1 protein-coding gene is annotated in these 880 nt (G+C 67.6%); it reads right to left on the bottom strand.

Annotated elements, in window-relative coordinates; translation table 11 throughout:
* Nucleotide 1: 1 nt before the first annotated feature.
* Nucleotides 2–880: transposase (locus tag AC01Y6_RS10595; RefSeq protein WP_476671489.1), on the bottom strand; the 879-nt coding region annotated here is incomplete at its 5' end.

Here is an 880-nt window from a genome sequence, read left to right as displayed (position 1 = left end):
CTCAAAACTTGCACCTCCCGCATACCCCGCATAAACCTTCACCTTCTCCCCCCGGCGGTCCCAGACCCAGGGCATGGAGCTCCCGCAGGATGACCCGCTCCACGAGCTCGGGCAAGAGAACCCGGGCCGCCCGCTCTCTAGCCTCCCGCCAGCTACCCCTCTCCCCCGCCCCCACCCAGTGGGCCAGCAGGTAGGCCAGAAGGGAGAGCACCAGAAAGCGGTGCACCCCCAAAGCCGTCCGCTGCCCGAACTGCCCCAGGGAGAACTCGCTTTTCATCGCCCGGAAGAAGTGCTCTACCGTGAACCGCCTCTTTCCCCAAGTGAGCAGGGTCCGGGGCGTGGCGCCTAAGGTGGCCACCACGTACCGCCACTCCCAGCCTCCTTGGGCCAGGGGGTAGCGGTACCAGGCCACCCAGACCGGGAAGGAAAGCCCCCACAGGTAGACCTGGCTCCCCTGCCGCCTGAGGTCCAAAAGCCTCCCCCCTCCCCAAAGCCTCCGGTCCCGCCGCATCCCCACCACCGCCTCCAGGCCCATCCGCCTCACCCCAAAGAGAAACCAGGCCGTACCAAAGGCCGCGTCCGCGGCCACCCGTATCCGGAAGGTCCGGCGCATCCAGGCAGGGAGGGAGGCCAGGAGGCTTAGGGCCAGGAGGGAGAGGGCCTTCTCCCCCTTGCCCCGCCATAGTCGGTAGGCCCAGGGGATGCGGAGGTCCCCGTAGACGAGGTAAAGAACTACGAGGTGGAGGCCCCACTTGCCGTGAAAGAAGGAAAGGGGGAGGTGGGGGAAGCGGCCCCGCTTTTCAAGGGTGACCAGGTCCAGGACCACCAGGAGCCTGGGCTTGGGGCCCTTTCTCCTCCTGGCCCGGTCCAGGGCCTCCTG

The organism is Thermus sp. (assembly GCF_056332225.1).
This window is presented reverse-complemented; position numbering and strand designations above follow the sequence as displayed.